This window comes from Flavobacterium sp. Arc2 (genome assembly GCF_041431385.1).
Taxonomy (GTDB): Bacteria; Bacteroidota; Bacteroidia; order Flavobacteriales; family Flavobacteriaceae; genus Flavobacterium.
Map to the genome: position 1 here is coordinate 178,069 of NZ_JASMRH010000001.1, position 22,403 is coordinate 200,471.

Consider the following 22,403-nt stretch of genomic DNA (forward strand, 5'->3'; position numbering starts at 1 on the left):
ATGAAAAAAAGAAAAATACTTTTTCTTGGCGAATCTTATAGAGCTGATGCCTTAACTTGGACAAATGGTCTAAAAGAATTTGGCGATTTTGAAATAATTAGTTGGGAATTAAAAACACCAAGCGATACTTTTCCCAACAGAATACTACGCATTTTTGAATTTACCTTTGCACTGATTAAAATTAAGGAAATAATAAAATTACAACAACCAGATATGGTCATTGCCGAAAGGACAACAAGCTATGGCGTTCTTGCTGCTTTGTCTGGTAAAAAACCAATGGCAATAGCACAACAAGGCAGAACTGATTTATGGCCTGAAAGTTCTATTTTATTACCATTCAAAAAGATAATTCAAAAACACGCCTTTAAAAACGCGACACTCATTCATGCCTGGGGACCGGTAATGACTATCTCTATGGCTGCTGCCAATGTAGACATGAACAAAGTTATGGTCCTGCCAAAAGGAATTGACCTGACTAAATTTGTAAACAAAAATACCGCAAATCCTGAAAAAATTAGCGCAATTGTCACTCGTTCTCTATTGCCTGAATACCGTCATGATATTATTTTAAAATCATTTGGTCTTTTAAACAAAAAAGGAGTTGACTTCAGCCTTACTATTGTTGGGGATGGAAAGCAGCTTTCTAACTTAAAAGACTTAGCAAAAAAACTAAATATTGAAAAGAAGGTTTTCTTCAGGGGAAGAATTCAAAATACAGAATTACCTAAATTACTACAACAATCAAATTTCTATATTAGCATGCCTATTACCGAAGGGGTATCAGCATCATTATTTGAAGCTATGGCCTCAAATTGCTATCCTATTGTTACTGATATAGCTGGGAATCAAAGTTGGATCACCCATCGCAAAAACGGACAGTTAATCACGGTTGATGATTCAAACATGCTTGCTAACGAAATACTGTGGGCTTTTAAAAACACGACCTACAGAAAGGAATGTGTTTTAAATAACAGAAAATTTATCGAAGACCATGTTGATTACAAAATCAATATGGAAATAATCGCCAACAAATACCACGAGTTAATCAACAGCGCCAAAACAACTAGCTAGGTCTGTAATTAGATAGGATGTTTTTTTTTCTATTTGAGAGATATCAAAAAGACTACTTAAAATGACTCCTTATATAATGCCCTAATTTATGATGCATATCTAGTTAAAAAGCTATGCAAATAAATTTTAATCCTTACTTTTGACTCCTGAAATCATTTATAAAAAGCACTTTCTTTCATGGAAATACAAACTAATTTTTCTCTAAAAAATTACAATACTTTTGGTATTGAAGCTAAAGCAAAACAATTTGTAGCCGTGCACAGTATAGCCGAATTGACAACCGTTTTAAAACAAAACAAATCAGAAAAGAAATTCATTCTTGGTGGCGGTAGTAACATGCTCTTAACGAAGGATATAGAAGCTTTAGTAATTCACATTGATTTAAAAGGAAAAAGAGTTATTGATGAAAATGAAGATTATGTTTGGGTCGAAAGTCAAGCTGGCGAAAACTGGCACGAATTCGTACTTTGGACTATCAACCAGAACTTTGGCGGACTGGAAAACATGTCGCTTATCCCAGGTAATGTAGGAACTACTCCAGTCCAAAATATAGGAGCGTACGGAACCGAGATTAAAGATACTTTTGTTTCCTGTGACGCGCTAACCATTACAAATCAAGAAGTAAAGACATTCACAAAAGAGGAATGCCATTTCGGATATCGCGAAAGTGTCTTTAAAAACGAAGTGAAAGATCAATACATTATTACCTCGGTAGTTTTCAAATTAACAAAACGAAACCACGCTATTAATACATCTTACGGTGATATTACAAATGAATTAGCCAAAAATAATATTACAAACCCTAGTTTAAAGGAGGTAAGTAATGCTGTGATTACCATTAGACAAAGTAAATTACCAGACCCGAAAGAACTAGGAAACAGCGGTAGTTTTTTTAAGAACCCAATACTTTTAAAGACTGATTTCGAAAAAATACACCAACAATTTCCTGAAATGAAATACTATGATGTATCAGAAACTGAAGTAAAAGTACCTGCAGGTTGGCTTATTGAACAAGCTGGTTTTAAAGGAAAACGTTTTGGCGATGCAGGAATCCATAAAAATCAAGCTTTAGTTTTAGTGAATTATGGAAAAGCTACAGGACAAGAAATTCTAAATGTCTCAAAGCATATTCAAGAAACAATCTTTACTACTTTTGGCATTCATATTGAAGCTGAAGTGAATGTAATTTAGATCTTAATTACCATGCAATAATTTTAATTCAGGGATTTAACTTAACTAATCTAAAACCATAAATTAAGCCATGTATATTCCAGACCTTTACAAAAATGAAAACCGAGAAGAAATCCACGCTTTTTTACAATCAAATAGCTTTGGTATCCTCATCAATCAAACGGAAGGTAAATTAACAGCAACCCACATTCCGCTGGAACTGGACACTGACAAAAAAGGAAAAACTATTTTACATGGACATCTTTCAAAAGAAAACCCTCAATGGAAAGGTTTCTCTGAGAATGATCAAGTTCTAGCCGTTTTTTCTGGACCGCATTCCTATATTTCTTCCTCATGGTACGACCATGAAAATGTACCTACCTGGAATTATATCGCAGTACACGTTCATGGGAGAATTAAAATTATCGAAGGCGAAGCTGTTATAGCACATCTAAAGAAATTAGTGGATAAGTATGAGAAAGCATCTGAGAATCCAGTTTGCATTGAAGATTTATCAAAAAAAACCATGATGCAAACTCGCGGAATTGTTGCTTTTGAAATTGAAATCACCGAAATTAATGCGACAAAAAAACTGTCTCAAAATCGCGACGATAAAAATTATCAAAATATCATATCAGAATTAGAAAAAACCAAAGAAAATCAATCAGTTGCACTTGCAAATGAGATGAAGAAATGTCCTCGATAATTTTTTAAAAATTCAATAATTTATCATTTACAATTCACAATTCTATTCATACCTTTGCGCTTTCCCGAAAATTCGGGTTTAATAACTCATAAAACTCAGATGCTTATAATAATTCTTTACTTTTTTATTGTTGTCGTTGCCATTCAACTCTCCTATTATTTAGGTATTTTCGGGAAGTTTTCTTTTGCTAAAGAGCAAAAAACAACACCGAAAAGACTTTCTGTATCTGTTATTGTCTGCGCCAAAAACGAAGAAGAAAATGTGGTTAATTTTATTCCGCTTCTTGCTGAACAAAACTATCCTGATTTTGAAATCGTCTTAATTGATGACGCTTCAAGTGACGGTACTTTGGATATATTTGAAGACTTTGAAAAACAATATCCAAATATACGGTTGGTAAAAGTCCAAAATAACGAGGCCTTTTGGGGAAATAAAAAATATGCCCTTACTTTAGGAATAAAAGCGGCTAAAAACGACTATTTATTATTCACTGATGCTGATTGTTATCCTACTTCTAAAGAATGGATTACAGCAATGAGTTCTCAATTTACTATGCAAAAAACAATTGTGCTAGGATATGGAGGATACGAAAAAATAGCCAAATCTTTTCTTAACAAATTAATCCGTTTTGAGACTTTAGTTACAGCAATGCAATATTTTTCATGGGCAAAAGCAGGACTCCCTTACATGGGAGTAGGTAGAAACTTAGCCTATAAAAAAGAAGAGTTTTTTAATGTAAACGGATTTATAAATCACATTCAGATACGATCTGGTGATGATGATTTGTTTATAAATGAAGCCGCTACAGCAAAAAATACAACTATTGCTTATACTCCGGAAAGCTTTACTTATTCGAAACCAAAAACCAAATATAAAGACTGGATTACTCAAAAAAGAAGACATATAGCTACAGCAAACCATTATAATATAGTAGACAAATTGCAATTAGGCCTTTTCTATTGTTCACAGTTACTCTTTATCTTACTCCCTATTATCTTATTATCCTTTCAATTTCGTTGGATTCTAGTATTGAGTTTAATTGCCGTGAGATATATTGCTGTTTGGATTGTTGTTGGTTTTTCTGCAGCTAAATTAAAGGAAGACGACTTAAAATATTGGTTTCCTATTGTTGAGTTAGTGCTTATATTCACACAAATCAATATCTTTATATTGAATACTTTCTCAAAACCGGTACATTGGAAATAAATAATCAAATCGAAAAAGCAAAACAGGGCGATCAAGCCGCCTTTACCTTTCTATTGAATCATTATTGGAATGAGGTTTATGGCTTCATGTTAAAGCGAGTAGAGAACGAAACTACTGCTGAGGATATTACTATAGAAACATTTTCAAAAGCCTTTGATAAATTAGCTACTTACAATCCTGAATTTCAGTTTAATACCTGGCTCATTAGCATCGCAAAAAACGTCCATATTGATATGCTTCGCAAAAAGAAATCTAGTCTTTTTGTCGAAATTACAGACCAAGAAGACAAGAAAGCATATAACATTGCAGACACAACTCCGTCTAAAGAAGACGAACTAATCACAGAGCAAAATCTTTCTCAGTTACTAAGATATATTAAAGAGCTCAAACCACACTATCAGGAAGTAATCCAATTGCGATATTTTCAAGAAATGAGTTATCAGGAAATTGCTAATGCGATTGATGAGCCTCTAAGCAATGTTAAAATTAAACTACTTCGCGCTAAAAAATTATTGGCAGAAATCATTAGGGATAGAAGGTGATTTTCAACTATCTATACTCTCAAAAAATAATACAAGCTAAATAGAATTTCGCTTCTTTTTATAAGTGACAACAAGGGTTCTATTATTTACGGAAACTGTGGTTCATCTTTTAAATTATGACCTCAAAAAAATTAGTGCAGACAAAAAGTATCGACAATTTAACAGCCCCCATTTTTGATTTATCAGTTAGCCATCAAATGGCCTGAATAAAATTTAATTGACCTTAAAACTTTCCAGTGATCCCTAAAACAAAATCATCCCAGTCCTTAATTACTTGTACTATAATTATAAATAGTAAGGCAAAAAGATAAAGAATTGCTTTATTAGATTTTTTTTCTTTTTTCATTTTTAAAATATCTTATTTGTCTATTTCAGAATTTGCATCATGTCGTTTATCATAATTCACACAATCCTTTCCTAAATGATATATACCAAAGGTAATAATAGTAATTAATATAATGACAGACATAACTTTCGTTGGTTTTGCAGCTCTTAATTTAGAGGATAAACCAAAAATCAAATAATCCATATTCTAAGTTTTAAAAATTAAACATCTATAGTTATTAAAAACTGCTAATGGGTTTATAATAAAACCAATTCATTTGCTTACTTCAAATCTACAAATAAAAATCGCAAAAAAACTGGCAATATTGGATTTCGGCTCTTTAGAATTATTTAAATCTAACTCTGCTTATTCCATTTACCGCAGCACATGTTATTTTAAAAAAAATTGCTATTTAAGTTTAAATTCGGTAATTATACAATAAATTAACATTTTAAACAATATAATTCTCACCATTTGCGTTAGTATCTAAAACAGCACATGCCTATGATTTAACTGATACTTAACCCATTAAATCCATGAATTATGTCAAAACTAAGTCTTTACGAAGCCAACTGGATTAATCTAGTTTTCGAAAACAAAAACAAAGAATACGGGGCATATCAATTGCGTCAGGAAAGCGCCAAAACTTCCTTGCTTGCACTTTTTACGGGTTTATTATTATGTGCCACCCTTGCTAGTATCCCAAGAGTCATCAGCCTAATTAATCCTGAGAAAGACATTCCTGCACTAACTCCTGAAAGTATTGACCGCATTATTCAGGTCACAAAAATTTTCCCGAGTCAAGTAAAGAAAATTAAAGAACCAGTAGTCTCGAAGGTAATCCAAAAAAAAACGGCGGTCCTCATTGAAAAACAACAGTTCACAAATCCAACAATAGTAAAAGCTGAATTAGCAACTCCAAATATTGCAAAAAACATTGAAAACACAGCAGCTATAAGTGACAGCTCTGATGGACTTGCTATAATTGGCGTAAATCCCACTTCATCAGAAGGAACAGGAAATGGTACTCCGGCAATCATTGATTTCGGAAACACGGTTGTAACTAGTGCAGTATTAGACAAACTTCCTGAATTCCCCGGAGGAATAGCTAAATTCTACACTTACATCGGTAAGAATTTTGAAAGTCCTGAAATAAATGAAGCAAGAAATATCAGAATATATGTTTCTTTTGTGGTTGAAAAAGACGGTAGTATGACTGATGTACAAGTAAAAAATGATCCAGGTTACGGACTAGGAAAAGAAGCAATTCGAGTACTGAAATCTTTGAGAACAAAATGGACTCCAGGAATGATTGGCTCTAAACCAGTACGAACTGCTTACAACCTCCCCATTACAGTTCAAATGAATTAAGTTTCAATAAAAAAGCAGAATCGAGAGGTTCTGCTTTTTTTTAATACTAATTATCCAAGACAAAATACGAAAAACCACCCATAACGACATCCCAGATTGCAATGAGTAGCTATAAAAAACAGTACAAAAAAGCAATATAAAAACCAAGCTCAAGCTTCATGCCCGAAATACCTAATTTTAAATCAACATTCCTTATATTTGCAGTCTGAAAATTGATTTATGGAAACTGTTTTAGAAAATACTTTACCTGTTCAAAAACCAAAATGGTTAAAGGTAAAACTCCCGATAGGACAAAAATACACTGAGCTTCGAGGCTTAGTCGATAAATATAGTTTGAATACGATTTGCGCGTCAGGAAGTTGTCCAAACATGGGCGAATGCTGGGGCGAAGGAACTGCTACATTTATGATTCTAGGAAACACCTGTACCCGTTCATGTGGTTTTTGTGGTGTAAAAACTGGTAGACCCGAAACGGTAGACTGGGATGAGCCTGAAAAAGTAGCGCGTTCGATAAAAATCATGAATATCAAACATGCTGTAATTACTAGTGTAGATAGAGATGATTTAAAAGATGGAGGTTCTATTATTTGGATAGAAACAGTAAAAGCCATCCGAAGAATGAATCCAACCACTACTTTAGAGACTTTAATTCCTGATTTTCAAGGTATCGAAAGAAATATAGATCGTATTGTAGATGCTAACCCTGAAGTAGTTTCCCATAATGTGGAAACGGTACGCAGACTAACTCGTGAAGTGCGTATTCAAGCAAAATATGACCGAAGCTTAGAAGTTTTAAGATACCTAAAAGAAAAAGGAATCAAGAGAACAAAGTCTGGTATTATGCTTGGTCTTGGCGAGCAAGAAGAAGAGGTTTTCCAAACTATGAGAGATCTCCGTGACGCTAATGTAGATGTAGTTACAATAGGTCAATACCTGCAACCAAGTAAAAAACACTTACCTGTTAAAGAATTCATCACACCGGATCAATTTGCCATCTATGAAAAATACGGATTGGAATTAGGATTCCGTCATGTAGAAAGTGGCCCATTAGTTCGTTCCTCTTATAAAGCACAGAAGCACATTTTATAATTATGTTAACTGTTGAACGTTATTTTTAAATGAATAAAAAAACAAAAATTGCCATAAATGGTTTTGGAAGAATTGGTCGAAATTTATTTCGATTGCTTTTAAACCACCCTACTATTGAAGTTGTTGCCATAAATGACATTGCCGACACAAAAACAATGGCCCATTTATTAAAATACGATAGCATTCATGGCGTTTTACCTTACAAGGTAAGCGCAGATGAAAAAGGAATTCTTGTAGAAGAAGACCATTTTTTATTTTTCCATGAGAAACAAATTGCAAATTTAGATTGGAAAAGTTTAGATATAGATTATGTAATTGAATCTACTGGAAAATACAAAACTTTTGAAGAATTAAACGCCCATATTATCGCAGGAGCTAAGAAAGTAATTCTATCCGCTCCTTCTGAAGTTGATAGTATAAAGACTGTCGTTATAGGTGTAAACGATAACATTCTTGATGGTACAGAAACTATTATTTCTAATGCCAGTTGTACGACGAATAATGCAGCACCTATGATGAAGGTAATTGATGAGCTATGCGGCATAGAACAAGCCTATATCACTACCATTCATTCTTATACTACAGACCAAAGCCTGCACGATCAACCCCATAAAGATTTACGCAGAGCTCGTGGCGCGAGTCAATCCATTGTACCTACAACAACTGGAGCAGCTAAGGCATTGACAAAAATTTTCCCTATATTAGACGGCAAAATAGGTGGTTGCGGTATTCGCGTACCCGTGCCTGATGGATCACTAACAGATATTACATTCAATGTAAAGCGTGCTGTTACCATAGATGAAATCAATGAAGCCTTTAAATATGCTTCCCAAAATAATTTAAAAGGAATTTTAGATTATACCGAAGATCCAATTGTGTCAGTGGATATTATTGGAAACAGAAACTCATGCTTATTTGATGCACAACTTACATCCGTAATCGATAAAATGGTAAAAGTAGTGGGATGGTACGATAATGAAATTGGATATTCATCAAGAATAATAGATTTAATATTATTAACACTAAAATAAAAATTGCTTAGAAAAATAAATAACAGATGAGATACCTTTTGGTTTTTATGTTTTTTATTAATTCACTTCTTTATTCTCAAACAAAAGAGAGTACAGATAGTATTTCCTATTATACTAACCAAGCGAATTCTAGTATCAAAGAAGACAAGTACAAAGAAGCCTTACTTTATACTCAGAAAGCAATAGATTATTGCGAGAAGAATAATGAAATAGAATCTCAAGCCATCCAAACGTATAATCTAGGCAAAATTTATTATGACCTTCATAAATACAATGATGCAAACGACATCTTTAAAGAAAGCATCTCTTTATTCCAATCTTTGCCTACTTCGGCCGAAGCTGCTAAAAGTTACTATTATTTGAGCCTTTCTTATATTGAAAAAAAGAATTACAAAGCTGCTGAAACCGCACTTAATAAGGCTCTATCAATTTATAAACAATTGAATATCGATACTTATGACGATCTACTAAATCTTCAAAAAGGAATTATCTACAGAGCAAACGGCAATCTTAATGCGGCATCATTCTGTTTTAATTCGATAATATCTAAACCAGACTCTCCGGCTATTCTCAATAGTAAAACAGAAGCATTATACCAAATGGGGCTTATCGAAGCCTCTAACAACAGAAACAATCTAGCACTAAGTTACCTTACCAAAGCCTACGACCTTAACTCCAAAGAGAGCAACTTATATCAAAAATCTACAATTTTATTAGCACTAAGTAAATTATATGAAAAAATACTTGATAAGAGTAACGCTTACTTGTATTTAAAACAACACCTAAACTTAAAAGAAAGTTTAGAAATTGCTAATAATGAAAAGTTAGGCATCGATGATTATGAAAATTTTAAAGAAATGCAGCGCCTTGCAAAAATAGAACGAGTCAACGAAAAAAATGCAGAAGAAGAGAAAACAAATAAATTCTCTAAACTGATCAACATCTTGGCAATTGCGTTAATCACCATTCTATCGCTGTTAAGTTTATCATTGTACAAAAACAACATCATCAGAAACAAATCGAATCTACTACTAAAAGATAAAAACAAGGAATTATTAATTGAAAAAGAAAAGACAGAAAAAGCCTCAAAAGCCCGATCTGAATTCTTATCAACAGTAAGTCATGAGCTTAGAACTCCTTTAAATGCTATAAACGGAATTACCCATCTACTGCTTTTAGAAAACCCAAGGAAGTCACAATTACATTACTTATCCTCTTTAAAATTTTCAGGGAATTACTTAGCCACCTTTATCAATGAAATTCTTGAAATCAATAAAATTGACTCTAATAAAACTGAAGTAGAATACACCCATTTTAATATCAAAAAACTTCTAGAAGACATAAAGAACTCCTTACAAGGACTAGCAGTTACAAATAATAATACTTTCACGCTTAATATCGATTCAAAGATTCCCGATAATGTAATTGGAGACCCCACTAAACTATCTCAGATATTCATGAATTTGATTAATAACGCATTAAAATTCACCAAGAACGGTAGCGTTACGGTTACAGCTAAAGTAACCCAATTCGAAACTGAAACCGTTATCCTATCTTTTGAAATCACTGATACCGGAATAGGAATATCCAAAGACAAATTAGAAACTGTATTTGAGAGTTTTTCACAAGGATCAGTAGAGATCAATCGTAAATTTGGAGGAACTGGCCTTGGATTAACCATCGTAAAAAAACTAATTGAAATACTGGGAGGCGATATAAAGTTGCAAAGCATCTTGGGAGAAGGCTCTACTTTCTTTTTTGATCTGCAATTTAAAGTAGACAAAAATCAACTACCTAAAGAAGCTCCAGTACAAACTTATGATGATGACACATTAAAAAATAAAAAGATACTGATTGTTGAAGACAATAAAATCAACCAAATGATTACCAAAAAAATGCTTGAAAACAAGGGTGTTTTTTGTGAAATTATTGATAATGGTGAAGAAGCAATTGAAACGGTTAGAAACAATAATTACGACATGGTTTTAATGGACGTTCATCTACCTGGAATCAATGGTACCATTGCAACAGAGCAGATCAGAGAATTTGACACGCTTATTCCAATTATTGCAATAACAGCCATTTCTCTTGACGAAAACAGAGAAATGCTGCTATCCTTTGGGATGAATGATGTAGTTACTAAACCATTTGCTCCTGAAGTTTTCTATACTGTAATTGCAAATAATCTTTCTTAGCTTAGTATTTTAAAATCAACTCTCTGATTAACTTTCTTACATTAGGTTCCGCGTTTTGCGCTGCCTCTAACACTTCGTCATGAGAGATTGTATCAATATTAGCTTCATCCCCTATATCTGTAATTACTGAAATTCCAAAAGTTTCTAAATCCATGTGACGTGCAACAATAACTTCTGGCACAGTAGACATCCCTACGCAATCAGCACCTAGAATTTTAACCATTTTGTACTCTGCTAACGTTTCAAAGCTAGGCCCTTGTAACCCTAAATAAATCCCGTCTTTAACTTCGATATTTAATTCTAAAGCTAGCTCTTTTGCTTTTGCAATCATTTTTCTAGAATAGGGCTCACTCATATTTACAAATCGAGGACCAAAACGTTCGTCATTTGTACCACGTAACGGATGCTCTGGCGTAAAATTAATATGATCCTTTATGATAATAATTTCTCCAATCTTATAAATAGGGTTTACTCCTCCTGATGCATTTGAAACTATTAGCTTTTTAACTCCTAAAAATTTCAACACGCGCACTGGAAAAGTCACTTCTTTCATCGAGTATCCTTCATAGAAATGAAAACGACCTTGCATCGCTACTACTTTTTTATCCCCAATAGTACCAAAAACCAAAGCCCCTTTATGACCCTGAACTGTAGATACCGGAAAATTAGGTATTTCATTATACGGTAACGTAAATTCTATTTTAATGTCTTCCGTAAAACTTCCTAATCCCGAACCTAAAATAACTCCATATTCTGGATTGAAATTATTTATTTTATTGATATAACTTACCGTCTCTTGTACTTGTTCCCACATAATTCATAATTGTTTTTCTAAACAGTTCATCTCCTTTGAGAAAACGACTTTTTATCGGTAAATAAAAAAGTTGATCAGCAGGAATTCTCCCCAGCAATCGAACATAATCCTTTTCAGTAGTAATAATGATCTTGTTTAATGATTTATTTTTAATGTCTAAAATATCTTTTTCACTAAAATGATGATGGTCTGGAAAGGCTATACTTACATCATTTGCAGCCTGCAAATATGCAAAAAAAGATGCTGGTTTTGCAATACCAGCCAAAAGTAATTTATCTGTACCTAAAATATCCTGTACTGCTCTTACTCCCTTTTCTGAATAAACAAATTCATCATACTCAATAGTCGTAAAATACAGCTCTTGGTTTTTAGCTGTTTTCAATCTGTTTCTAATACTATTTTGCTCTTCTGTTGATAGGTTTGAAGGGCATTTTGTAACGATAATCACATTGGCTCTTTTTGCGCCACTTCTACTCTCTCTTAAATTCCCCGTAGGAAGCATAAAATCATCACAATACAACTCGCCATAAGAAGTAAGCAAAATATAGAAACCCGCTTTTACTTTCCGGTGCTGGTACGCATCATCAAGTAATATCACTTCTGGCTTTTGTGCTTTCGAAAGTAATTGTTCAATCCCGTTCTTACGATCAGCATCAACAGCCACTTGAATGTTCTTAAATTTTTTATAGAATTGGAATGGTTCGTCACCCAGCACTTCAGCATTAGATGAAGCATCAGCTAATAGAAAACCTTCAGACTTTCGTTTATATCCCCGACTCAATGTAGCAACGCTATACTCCTCAGATAGCAATCGTATTAAGTATTCGATTTGAGGCGTTTTTCCAGTACCACCCAAGCTTAGATTTCCCACAGCTATAATAGGCAACTCAAAAGTATAGGATTTTAAAATTCCGAAATCAAACAGAAAATTCCGAATACCCGTTATGAAACCATATAAAACAGCAAACGGAAAAAGTATTTTTCGCAGTAAAATCATTATACGAAAGTATAATAAATTATCTTTGAAATAAATATTTTGTTTCTTTTGTTTAAAGTTTAAAGTTAAGCAATCATCAAACTTTAAACCTTAGACTTTAAACCAAAAAACCATGAAAATAAAAGAAATACTTTCAGTACTCGAAGAAATGGCACCGCTTGCTTACGCAGAAGATTTTGATAATGTTGGATTACTCGTTGGAGACCAAAATACAGAAGCTACAGGTATACTAGTATGTCATGATGCACTAGAAAATGTGATTGACGAAGCAATTGCAAAAAAATGCAATCTAGTGGTATGCTTCCACCCTATTTTATTTTCTGGTTTAAAGAAAATAACAGGCAAAAATTACGTAGAACGCTCTATAATCAAAGCCATAAAAAACGACATTGCCATTTATGCTGTTCATACAGCCTTAGACAATCACCAAAACGGAGTTAATAAAATATTTTGTGATGCTCTAGGACTTAAGAACACAAAAATCTTGATTCCTAAACAAAACTTCATTCGCAAATTAGTTACCTATACTATACCTGAAAATGCCGAAAAACTGCGCAATGCACTATTTGACGCTGGAGCAGGAAACATTGGCAACTATGAAGATTGCAGTTTCAACTCTAAGGGCATCGGAACTTATATGGGTAACGAAAACAGTGATCCGCAATTAGGCGAGCGATTTGAATTTGTAGAAACTACAGAAATTAAAATCGAAGTAACATTCGAAAAACATTTAGAGTCAAAAATACTAAAAGCGCTATTTAGTCATCATGCCTACGAGGAGGTCGCGTATGAAATTTATCAATTGCAAAATAGCCATCAAAATATAGGTTTAGGAATGATCGGTGAGTTTGAAACGCCAATGGACGAAAAAGAGTTTTTAACGGCTGTGAAACAAAAAATGCAGGCAGAAGGAATTCGCCATTCGGCATTCACAGGAAAGCCGATAAAAAAAGTAGCGGTACTGGGTGGATCTGGAAGTTATGCGATAAAAAATGCAATTATGGCTGGAGCCGATGCTTTTTTAACCGCTGATTTGAAGTATCATCAGTTTTATGAGGCCGAAAATCAGCTTCTTTTGGCCGATATTGGACATTTTGAAAGCGAACGCTATACAAAAAATTATATTGTTGATTATCTTCGGAAAAAAATCCTTAATTTTGCAATCATTTTATCAGAAGAAAATACAAATCCAGTTAAGTACTTATAGAATATGGCGAATACGAAAGAATTAAGTGTTGAGGACAAGTTAAGAGCAATTTACGATTTACAACTTATTGACTCTAGGATTGACGAAATCAGAAACGTAAGAGGTGAACTTCCTCTAGAAGTGGAAGATTTAGAAGATGAAGTTGCAGGTTTAAGCACACGTTCTGAAAAATTGAAAAGCGAACTCGAAGTTATCGAAGACCTTATCAAAGGAAAAAAGAATGCAATTGATGAGCACAAAGAGTCTATCAAAAAGTATACAAAACAACAAGAAACTGTTCGTAACAATAGAGAATTCAACTCTTTGACTAAAGAAGTTGAGTTCCAAGAGCTTGAAATTCAATTAGCTGAAAAGCAAATGAAAGAAATGAAAGCTTCTATTGAACACAAGAAAGATGTTATTTCTCAATCTAAAGAAAGATTAGAAATAAAATCAAATCACTTGAAACATAAAAAATCAGAATTAGACGCAATTATGTCTGAAACTGCAAAGGAAGAGGAATTTCTAACAGAGAAATCTAATGAATACCAAAGCCAAATTGAGCCTAGATTAATGGCTGCTTATACTAGAATCAGAACAAGTGTTCGTAATGGTTTAGCTGTTGTTTCTATCGAAAGAGGAGCATCTGCCGGATCTTTCTTTACAATTCCACCTCAAACACAGGTTGAAATTGCTTCTAGAAAGAAAATCATAATCGACGAGCATTCAGGAAGAATATTAGTTGACAGCGTTCTGGCTGATGAAGAAAAAGAAAAAATGGAAAAGTTATTTTCTAAATTTTAATTATATTTAAGTCCCGATAAACATCGGGACTTTTTTTTATGAAAAAAACAATCTATTTTCTCTTTACTAAATCTGTTGGAATATATATCAATGTTCTGAGTTTTTTATTACCTAAAAAAGCGACCCAACTTGCGTACACTTTATTTAGCGAACCCAGAGATGGAAAACTCCTTAAGGACAAACTCCCTACTATTCTACAAGAAACCGAAAAAGAAACGTACCATCACAAGGGATCCCATTTTCAAACCTACACTTGGAAAGGAAATGACACTATTATCCTTTTAGTGCACGGCTGGGAAAGTAATGCATCGCGTTGGGAAAATATTTTACCTTATTTAAGAAAATCAGGAAGTACTGTCATAGCTATTGACGCACCTGCTCACGGTCTTTCGAGTGGTAAGGAATTCAACATTCCACAGTATGCTGCATTTATTGACATTCTAATGCAAAAATTCAAACCACAATATCTTATCGGCCACTCTTTAGGAGCCAAAACCTGTTTGTATTATCAATCTACTTACCAAAACAACAGTATTAAAAAGACTGTTATATTAGGCTCACCAAGTGATTTCAAAATAATTCTCAATAATTATATCGAAATGCTTAGCTTAAATTCGATAATTTCAGGAGGTTTAGAAGCGCACTACCTCAAACATTTCCAACTTAAATTAGAAAATTTTTCAGGAAAAGTATTTGCTGCCGACATACAAACAAAAGGATTTATCGCTCATGATAAAGATGATACAGTCGTTTTATTTCAAGAAGGAAAAAAAATAGCAAGTACCTGGAAAGATTCTGTTTTCATTGAAACCAGAGGCCTTGGTCACAGCATGCACAGTGCTGAATTATACACAAAAATCGCTCAATTTTTATTTGAGTAACTAAAAAAACCTGCTTCCTCAATTTCTACATTCCACCTTCTATAGTAAACATTCAAAATTAAAAAAAGTTGAATATCGTAATGCGAACAATGAATTTTTAAGTTATACCCTTATCTATTTACCAAATTGATTACTTTTGCAGAATGGAAGATAATCTAAAACGCCTTAATAAATTCATAGGAGAAACTGGCTATTGCTCTCGTCGAGAAGCTGATAAACTAATCGATGAAGGACGTGTCACTCTAAACGGAGTTATTCCCGAATTAGGAACTAAAGTTTCGCCGCATGACGAAGTGCGTATTGACGGTAAATTGATCCGTGAAAAACACGAGAAGCCCGTTTACTTGGCCTTCTACAAACCTGTAGGAATTGAATGCACAACCAACTTAGATGTGCGCAATAATATCATCGATTATATCAATTACCCAAAACGTATTTTCCCAATTGGCCGACTAGATAAAGCTAGTGAAGGATTAATATTTATGACTAACGATGGTGATATCGTCAATAAAATATTACGCGCTAGAAACAATCACGAAAAAGAATATACAGTAACTGTAAACAAACCTATTACAGATCGTTTCATTGAAAGAATGGGAAATGGAATTCCTATCTTGGATACGGTGACCAGAAATTGTAAAGTGGAACAAATCAGTAATGACATCTTTAAAATTGTTCTTACGCAAGGTTTAAATCGTCAAATTCGTAGAATGTGTGAATATTTAGGATACGAAGTTATCGGTCTAAAACGAATTCGAATCATAAATATCTCACTTGATATCCCGATGGGAAGATTCCGTGATTTGACTGATGCTGAAATAAAAGAACTGAACGAACTTATCGAACCTTCAAGCAAAACAGAAGAAGCTAGTTTGCCAAAAACAGAAACTCCAAAAAGAAGAACAGAGTTCATCAAAAGAGATGATCCAAGATTCAAGAAAAGAGGCGATTATTAAAACAAAAACGGTGTAAAATTATTTACACCGTTTTTTTATTTTTAAAACCATCTTTTTCTCTTAAACAAGAACACACCAAAAATAGAGAGAATAATGGAGACCAGCACCAACACCCATAAACCCATCGGATTATCCTGCAAGCCATTAGGAACATTCATCCCGTAAAAACTGGCAATTACCGTAGGAATCATCAAAATAATTGAGATAGAGGTCATTTGTTTCATGATATTATTCATGTTATTAGAAATAACTGAAGCATACGCATCCATGGTTCCAGTCAAGATATCACTATAAATATTAGTAGTTTCCTGGGCTTGACGCAATTCAATTTCTACATCTTCCAGTAAATCAAGATCATAATTAACGCGTTGTGATTTGATGTTTTTAATTCGATGCAACAAAATATCATTCCCTTTTAAAGAAGTCATAAAGAACACTAAACATTTTTCTATTTGCAACAAAGCCTGTAGCTCTTCATTTTTTATGGATTTCTCCAAATTGTCTTCGGCTAGTTTAATTTTTTGATTGACTTGTTTCAAATATTTTAAATACCAAATACTGGAGGACAACAATAGTCTTAAAACTAAATCGAAATTATCTTTAATATCGATATTCTTTCTTTGTGTATAAGTAACAAAGTCCGTTAACATCTCTGTTTGATGAAAGCTAACGGTAACACAAACCTCATCTTTAAATACAATCCCTACAGGAATAGTATGAAAAGGAAGTTTCACATCATTACTCTTCACAGGAATGCGCATGATGATTAATGTCCATCCATTTTCTACCTCAATACGAGGTCTTTCGTCAATATCTTCAATGTCGTTGTAAAAGGCTTCCGGAATTTGAAGCTCTTCAAGTAAGTATTTTTTTTCGGCTTCCGTTGGACATTCGATATTTATCCAACAGTTAGGAAACCATTTTTGCACTGCAATTAATCCGTTATTATTTTTGTAAAAAGCTCTCATTTCAAAATTCTATAGGTTTAGCATAGCCTCTTGAAATATCACAAGCGCTACAATTAGTTCAACATTTCCGAATAATAATCGTCCATTATAAAGTACTATTTTTTAGTGCTGCAAAAGTATTCTTTATTTTACACCGCCTAACCATTTGCATTTTTTTTAAGAAAAATTTAAGTTAGTAATGAAAGAAAATATAACCTTACCATATTCCCCTTCCTAGACTGCAAAGAAGATTATTGTATTTTTCTTCTTCTGGCTTTTACAATTTTATCATCAATCACAATAGCATTCTCGATTTGCTTTTTTAAAACTGCTACATCAATATCTTGTATTGCATGATATATGAATTTTGTTTCCACAAAAGTTTCATCCAAAAAATTTTCATTTTTACAAAAACCTATTCCAACACCACTATTAACTTTCTCTGAGGGAATGGAAGCAGGCCATATATAACAAATTCGTGAATGGCGATAATAAAACGGAATGCTGTAAGCTAATTTTTCTTTGAAATCTGGCATACATTCCATCACAATGTTGCGAAGAAAAAGAACGATTTCTAATTCTTTTTCAGGCAAATAGTCTAGAAATTCTTCTGTAGATTTGAACTCTATTTCTTGTGGGTTTTCCATAATTCTAAAAAAAAGCCTATTCAGAAGAATAGGCTTTGTATTTATTTATTTTTCTAATTTCAACATTTTCATTTCTCTTGCCAACAGTGTGTTTTTCAACAACATTGCTATTGTCATAGGTCCTACTCCACCGGGAACTGGAGTAATAAAACTTGCTTTTTTACTTACATTGTCAAAATCTACATCACCAGTAATTACATATCCTTTTTCTGTTGATTCATCTGGAACACGAGTAATTCCCACATCAATAACAACAACTCCGTCTTTAACCATATCTGCTTTAAGATAATTAGGCACTCCTAAGGCTGTGATTATGATATCAGCTTGAATAGTGATCTCTTCAATGTTTTTAGTGTAGCTATGTGTCAACGTAACTGTTGAATTTCCAGGAAACCCCTTTCTACCCATTAAGATACTCATAGGTCTTCCCACAATATGACTACGACCAATTACTACGGTATGTTTTCCTTTAGTCTCTACTCCATAACGTTCTAATAATTCTAATATTCCGTAAGGTGTTGCAGGAATAAAAGTACTCATATCCAAAGCCATTTTTCCGAAATTCTCAGGATGAAATCCATCGACATCTTTACTTGGACTAACTGCCATCAATACTTTTTGCTCATCAATTTGCTCTGGAAGCGGTAATTGAACTATAAATCCATCGATATTATCGTCTTCATTTAACTCCTTAATTTTTTTAAGTAATTCAGTTTCAGAAGTAGTGCTTGGTAATTTCACCAAAGTAGATTCAAAACCAACTCTTTCACATGCTCTTACCTTACTTCCTACATAAGTTAAACTTGCTCCATCGTTCCCCACAATTACTGCGGCTAAATGAGGAACTTTCTCCCCATTATTTTTCATCTTTTGTACTTCGGCTGCGATTTCACTTTTAATATCTTCCGCTGTTTTTTTTCCGTCTAGTAGTTGCATTTTATTTTTAGTTTCAAGTTTTACTTTCTGTTTTTTTTACAAGAACTGATATTCCTATAAAAGAGTAAGGTTTAAAATTTCATTAAACATGAAACTTTAAACCTTAACCAAATATTTAGCGCATCGCTCCGCCTCCAGGCATTCCTTTCATTCCGCCCATCATCTTCATAAGGTTTTTTCCGCCTGGCCCTTGCATCATTTTCATCATTTTGCTCATTTGCTCAAACTGTTTCATCAATTGATTGACTTGCTCAATTTTAGTCCCTGAACCTTTAGATATCCTTGCTTTTCTTTTCACATCAATCAAAGAGGGTTTACTTCTCTCTGCTGGAGTCATCGAGTGAATAATAGCCTCAATATGCTTGAATGCATCATCTTCTATCTCGACGTCTTTCATGGCTTTAGAAGCACCTGGTATCATCCCAACCAAGTCTTTCATATTACCCATTTTCTTCACTTGCTGAATTTGAGAAAGGAAATCATCAAAACCGAATTCGTTCTTCGCGATTTTCTTTTGAATTTTTCTAGCTTCTTCTTCATCAAATTGTTCTTGTGCTCTTTCCACTAACGACACAACATCTCCCATTCCCAGGATACGTTCCGCCATACGAACAGGGTAAAATACATCAATCGCTTCCATTTTCTCGCCTGTACCTACAAACTTAATCGGTTTGTTAACTACAGTTTTTATTGAAAGAGCGGCTCCACCACGTGTATCACCATCTAATTTAGTTAATATAACACCGTCGAAATTTAATATATCATTAAAGGCTTTTGCTGTATTTACTGCATCTTGACCTGTCATTGCATCAACAACAAACAAAGTTTCTTGTGGTTGAATTGCTTTATGAACACGTGAAATTTCATTCATCATCTCCGTATCAACAGCTAGACGTCCAGCTGTATCCACAATAACAACATCAAATCCTTTTGCTTTAGCATGCTTAATTGCATTTTGTGCAATTTCAACTGGATTTTTATTTTCAGGTTCTGAATACACCTCAACACCAATAGAATCTCCAACAACGTATAATTGTTGAATTGCCGCCGGACGATAGATATCACAGGCAACTAAAAGTGGTTTTTTATTCTTTTTAGTTAAAAGGTAATTAGCCAATTTTCCAGAAAAAGTTGTTTTTCCAGAACCTTGTAAACCAGACATTAAAATAACAGTAGGGTTTCCAGAAAGGTTTATTCCCGCAACATCACCACCCATCAATTCTGTCAGTTCGTCTTTCACTAACTTAACCAACAATTGTCCTGGTTGAAGTGTCGTTAAAACGTCCTGCCCTAAAGCTTTTTCTTTTACTTTATTCGTAAAATCTTTCGCGATTTTAAAATTCACATCGGCATCCAGTAAGGCTCTTCTAACTTCTTTTAAAGTTTCAGCCACGTTTACTTCGGTGATTTTTCCGTGCCCTTTTAATATATGAAAGGCCTTGTCTAGTTTATCGCTTAAATTATCGAACATAGTTTTTTATTTTATTGAAATGCAAAGATAAACTAAGTTAGATTATTAGGCAATTAGATTATTAGATAATTGGCAGGTTCCATATCATATTATTTCAAATAAAAAGCGGCCCCAAATTGGAGCCGCTTTTCTTTGATTATTTTGGTTTAATTACATACGCTCAGGAACATCTATCCCTAGCAAGCTAAAAGAAGCTGCAATGGTATCTGCTACCTTTTTTGATAACTGCACTCTGAATATTTTTTCAATTTCTATTTCTGAACCTAAAATTGGTACCGCCTGATAAAAAGAATTGTATTCACGTACTAAGTCATACACAAAATTAGCCAATAAAGCTGGACTATGATTTTGTGCCGCATTTTGAATCACTTCTGGAAATAATTCAAGTTGTTTCAATAATTCTTTCTCTTTTGGGTGAAGTTCCACCATTCCTGATTTATTCGAAAAATCAAAATTAGCTTTACGAATGATCGACTGGATTCTCGCATAAGTATATTGTATAAACGGCCCTGTATTCCCTGCAAAATCTACTGATTCTTCTGGGTTAAAAAGGATTCGTTTTTTAGGATCTACTTTAAGTATATAGTATTTTAAAGCACCCAGACCAATCGTATTGTATAATTTCGTTTTTTCTTCGGCAGAATAACTGTCTAATTTCCCTAAATCTTCAGAAATTTTTTGAGCAGTATCTGTCATTTCTTGCATCAAGTCATCTGCATCTACTACAGTTCCTTCACGACTTTTCATTTTTCCGGAAGGTAAATCTACCATTCCATACGATAAATGATATAGGTTTTTAGACCAGTCAAAGCCTAATTTTTTCAATATTAGAAACAACACTTTAAAATGGTAATCTTGCTCATTACCTACAGTGTAAACCATCCCTCCTACATCTGGATAATCTTTCACACGCTGGATAGCTGTACCAATATCCTGCGTCATATAAACCGCAGTACCATCAGAACGCAAGACGATTTTACGGTCTAAACCTTCATCAGTTAGATCAATCCAAACAGAACCATCAGGATCTTTTTCGAAAACACCTTTTTCTAAACCAATCTGAACTACATTTTTCCCTAATAAATAGGTGTTGCTTTCATAATAATAACAATCAAAATCAACTCCTAAATTTTTATAGGTAGTCGCAAATCCGTCATAAACCCATTGATTCATTTTTTTCCAAAGTGCAATAACTTCTTCATCACCAGCTTCCCATTTCAAAAGCATTTCCTGTGCTTCTAAAATAATGGGGGCTTGCTTCTTGGCTTCTTCTTCGGTTTTTCCTTCGCTCACTAATTGAGCTATTTCCACTTTGTACGCTTTGTCGAAGGCCACATAGTAGTTTCCCACTAGTTTATCTCCTTTTAAGCCTGTACTTTCAGGGGTTTCTTCGTTTCCAAATTTCTGCCATGCCAGCATCGATTTGCAAATGTGAATTCCTCTATCGTTTATGATTTGGGTTTTGTACACTTTTTTACCCGAAGCCTTAATAATTTCAGCTACAGAATAACCCAATAGATTATTACGCACGTGACCTAAGTGCAACGGTTTATTCGTATTTGGCGAAGAGTATTCTACCATTACTGCTGTGTCTTCAGGGCTTGGAGTTACGAAACCAAATTTTGCATCGTCCTTTATTCCATTAAAGAAATTTAAATAATACTCATCAGAAATAATAATATTCAAAAAACCAGAAACCACATTAAAACGGCTTACTTCGGCTATATTCTCCACTAAATAGTTTCCTATTTTATTTCCTAATTCTACAGGATTACTTTTGATAACTTTCAATAGAGGAAAAATTACCATGGTGATATCTCCTTCAAATTCCTTCCGTGTAGTTTGAAACTCTACTTTGTCAATAGCAATATCAAATAAGGCTTGGACTGCTTTTTCAATTGAAGGGGTAAGAATTTGTGATAATGTCATTTTGTAAAGGTTTTAAGGGTGCAAAGATAATTCTAATTCCTTAATATGGTCGTAAAAAAAATTCTAATCCATTTTAAAATGGAAACCAAAGCAATATAGCATTTTTACTACTATGAAAATTAGATAGTT

General features: G+C 33.6%; 21 protein-coding genes. 13 read left to right on the forward strand and 8 right to left on the reverse strand.

The annotated features are described in order from the left end of the window. From QO182_RS00835 to QO182_RS00855, 5 genes are all read left to right on the forward strand, one after another. Positions 1–1,071, forward strand: a complete 1,071-nt coding sequence (locus tag QO182_RS00835) for a glycosyltransferase (RefSeq protein ID WP_371559390.1) — start codon at positions 1–3, stop codon at positions 1,069–1,071. A gap of 177 nt (positions 1,072–1,248) precedes the next feature. Then, on the forward strand, positions 1,249–2,262 hold the full coding sequence (murB, locus tag QO182_RS00840; RefSeq protein WP_371559392.1) for a UDP-N-acetylmuramate dehydrogenase: 1,014 nt from the start codon (positions 1,249–1,251) through the stop codon (positions 2,260–2,262). A gap of 70 nt (positions 2,263–2,332) precedes the next feature. Further along, a complete protein-coding gene (locus QO182_RS00845) occupies positions 2,333–2,947 on the forward strand; it encodes an FMN-binding negative transcriptional regulator (protein WP_371559394.1) in 615 nt (204 codons plus the stop codon). A gap of 99 nt (positions 2,948–3,046) precedes the next feature. Continuing rightward, complete coding sequence (locus QO182_RS00850) at positions 3,047–4,153, forward strand: glycosyltransferase (protein WP_371535146.1); 1,107 nt, start codon at positions 3,047–3,049, stop codon at positions 4,151–4,153. Continuing rightward, a complete protein-coding gene (locus QO182_RS00855) occupies positions 4,144–4,695 on the forward strand; it encodes an RNA polymerase sigma factor (RefSeq protein ID WP_371559396.1) in 552 nt (183 codons plus the stop codon). The genes QO182_RS00850 and QO182_RS00855 overlap by 10 nt, the downstream gene beginning before the upstream one ends. A gap of 223 nt (positions 4,696–4,918) precedes the next feature. Here the strand turns inward: QO182_RS00855 and QO182_RS00860 are convergent, their stop codons facing one another. Continuing rightward, the gene (locus QO182_RS00860; RefSeq protein WP_371559400.1) at positions 4,919–5,041 is read right to left on the reverse strand and encodes a hypothetical protein; all 123 of its coding nucleotides are present in this window, start codon (positions 5,039–5,041) and stop codon (positions 4,919–4,921) included. A 522-nt stretch (positions 5,042–5,563) separates the two neighbouring features. On the opposite strand from QO182_RS00860, the gene QO182_RS00865 reads away from it, so the two are divergent. The 4 genes from QO182_RS00865 (at position 5,564) to QO182_RS00880 (ending at position 10,706) form a co-directional block, all read left to right on the forward strand. Continuing rightward, the gene (locus QO182_RS00865; RefSeq protein WP_371559403.1) at positions 5,564–6,391 is read left to right on the forward strand and encodes an energy transducer TonB; all 828 of its coding nucleotides are present in this window, start codon (positions 5,564–5,566) and stop codon (positions 6,389–6,391) included. A 219-nt stretch (positions 6,392–6,610) separates the two neighbouring features. Then, positions 6,611–7,480: a lipoyl synthase gene (lipA, locus tag QO182_RS00870; protein ID WP_371535151.1), complete on the forward strand. Its 870-nt coding sequence runs from the start codon at positions 6,611–6,613 to the stop codon at positions 7,478–7,480. A gap of 29 nt (positions 7,481–7,509) precedes the next feature. Beyond that, the gene (gap, locus tag QO182_RS00875) at positions 7,510–8,511 is read left to right on the forward strand and encodes a type I glyceraldehyde-3-phosphate dehydrogenase (protein ID WP_371535152.1); all 1,002 of its coding nucleotides are present in this window, start codon (positions 7,510–7,512) and stop codon (positions 8,509–8,511) included. Between the two features lie 26 nt (positions 8,512–8,537). Next, complete coding sequence (locus QO182_RS00880; RefSeq protein WP_371535153.1) at positions 8,538–10,706, forward strand: ATP-binding protein; 2,169 nt, start codon at positions 8,538–8,540, stop codon at positions 10,704–10,706. 1 nt (position 10,707) lies between these two features. On the opposite strand, the gene QO182_RS00885 is transcribed toward QO182_RS00880, so the two are convergent. Beyond that, positions 10,708–11,520 carry a purine-nucleoside phosphorylase gene (locus QO182_RS00885; RefSeq protein WP_371535154.1) on the reverse strand — a complete coding sequence of 271 codons (813 nt, stop codon included), beginning with the start codon at positions 11,518–11,520 and terminating at the stop codon, positions 10,708–10,710. After that, positions 11,480–12,517 carry a tetraacyldisaccharide 4'-kinase gene (gene lpxK / locus QO182_RS00890; protein WP_371535155.1) on the reverse strand — a complete coding sequence of 346 codons (1,038 nt, stop codon included), beginning with the start codon at positions 12,515–12,517 and terminating at the stop codon, positions 11,480–11,482. The genes QO182_RS00885 and lpxK overlap by 41 nt, the downstream gene beginning before the upstream one ends. A 112-nt stretch (positions 12,518–12,629) precedes the next feature. Here lpxK and QO182_RS00895 point away from each other — a divergent pair, with 112 nt between their 5' ends. The 4 genes from QO182_RS00895 (at position 12,630) to rluF (ending at position 16,344) form a co-directional block, all read left to right on the forward strand. Then, on the forward strand, positions 12,630–13,724 hold the full coding sequence (locus tag QO182_RS00895) for a Nif3-like dinuclear metal center hexameric protein (protein ID WP_371535156.1): 1,095 nt from the start codon (positions 12,630–12,632) through the stop codon (positions 13,722–13,724). A gap of 3 nt (positions 13,725–13,727) precedes the next feature. Next, positions 13,728–14,507, forward strand: a complete 780-nt coding sequence (locus QO182_RS00900) for a zinc ribbon domain-containing protein (RefSeq protein WP_371535157.1) — start codon at positions 13,728–13,730, stop codon at positions 14,505–14,507. A 38-nt stretch (positions 14,508–14,545) separates the two neighbouring features. Further along, entirely contained in the window at positions 14,546–15,388 is an 843-nt protein-coding gene (locus tag QO182_RS00905) for an alpha/beta fold hydrolase (RefSeq protein WP_371535158.1), read from the forward strand. Positions 15,389–15,531: 143 nt separating this feature from the next. Next, complete coding sequence (gene rluF, locus QO182_RS00910) at positions 15,532–16,344, forward strand: 23S rRNA pseudouridine(2604) synthase RluF (RefSeq protein WP_371535159.1); 813 nt, start codon at positions 15,532–15,534, stop codon at positions 16,342–16,344. Positions 16,345–16,385: 41 nt separating this feature from the next. On the opposite strand, the gene QO182_RS00915 is transcribed toward rluF, so the two are convergent. The 5 genes from QO182_RS00915 to argS form a co-directional block, all read right to left on the reverse strand. After that, positions 16,386–17,312, reverse strand: coding sequence for a magnesium transporter CorA family protein (locus QO182_RS00915; RefSeq protein WP_371559406.1), 927 nt, complete (start codon positions 17,310–17,312; stop codon positions 16,386–16,388). Positions 17,313–17,542: 230 nt separating this feature from the next. Beyond that, on the reverse strand, positions 17,543–17,938 hold the full coding sequence (locus QO182_RS00920) for a DUF1801 domain-containing protein (RefSeq protein ID WP_371559410.1): 396 nt from the start codon (positions 17,936–17,938) through the stop codon (positions 17,543–17,545). 45 nt (positions 17,939–17,983) lie between these two features. Next, a complete protein-coding gene (locus QO182_RS00925) occupies positions 17,984–18,874 on the reverse strand; it encodes a bifunctional 5,10-methylenetetrahydrofolate dehydrogenase/5,10-methenyltetrahydrofolate cyclohydrolase (protein ID WP_371535163.1) in 891 nt (296 codons plus the stop codon). Positions 18,875–18,989: 115 nt separating this feature from the next. Continuing rightward, a complete protein-coding gene (gene ffh, locus QO182_RS00930) occupies positions 18,990–20,345 on the reverse strand; it encodes a signal recognition particle protein (protein ID WP_339921147.1) in 1,356 nt (451 codons plus the stop codon). A 150-nt stretch (positions 20,346–20,495) separates the two neighbouring features. Continuing rightward, the gene (argS, locus tag QO182_RS00935) at positions 20,496–22,274 is read right to left on the reverse strand and encodes an arginine--tRNA ligase (RefSeq protein ID WP_371559412.1); all 1,779 of its coding nucleotides are present in this window, start codon (positions 22,272–22,274) and stop codon (positions 20,496–20,498) included. Positions 22,275–22,403: the final 129 nt, after the last annotated feature.